1 protein-coding gene is annotated in these 530 nt (G+C 48.3%); it reads right to left on the bottom strand.

Annotation, left to right across the window (positions count from 1 at the left end):
* The coding region (locus WH277_RS01735) for an AraC family ligand binding domain-containing protein (protein WP_339504029.1) at window positions 1-237 on the bottom strand (237 nt) is incomplete at its 3' end.
* Window positions 238-530 lie beyond the last annotated feature (293 nt).

Genomic DNA, 530 nt, shown 5'->3' with positions numbered 1-530 from the left:
ATTTTCCGTTTGTTCATACAGATGGCGATCATGACTGCGTACAAAGCAGACGCAGCCGCTGCATAAAGGCTGTGACTGGCCGTTAAAAACATGAATACCTGCACCCTGTTCAACAATGACAATTTCATGAAAATCATCATGATAATGCTCCGGGAACACCCCTTGTGGCGCACGGGGTTCAATGGCAACCGGGAAATGCCCTGTCGGGAAGAAATCAGCGCTGTGTAACACGGTCATGATCGTTTCCTCTTTAACATATCAGCAACAGAGTCTACGCAGCGTGATGGCAGTCCACCTTGAATTTTTGACAGCGAAAGCGACTATCCCGGTGATATTTTTAAGAAAGTGGGGGAAAGAGTGAGAAATGAGGGCAGGGTCACATCCCGTGATTCTGCGTGCCAGTAATCAAATTGTGATCTTCTTCACGTTCATCTTTGCCAGGCTGCCAGCGGTCAGATCCGGCTGGCAGTAGCGAGAAGGTGGCAAAATCAGGCTCTTTTACACTGGTGACATTGAATCATCAGGAAGCG

The organism is Erwinia sp. MYb416 (assembly GCF_037479575.1).
Classification (GTDB): domain Bacteria; phylum Pseudomonadota; class Gammaproteobacteria; order Enterobacterales; family Enterobacteriaceae; genus Erwinia; species Erwinia rhapontici.
The sequence above is the reverse complement of the archived record's forward strand: the minus strand, read 5'-3'. Positions and strand labels throughout refer to the sequence as shown.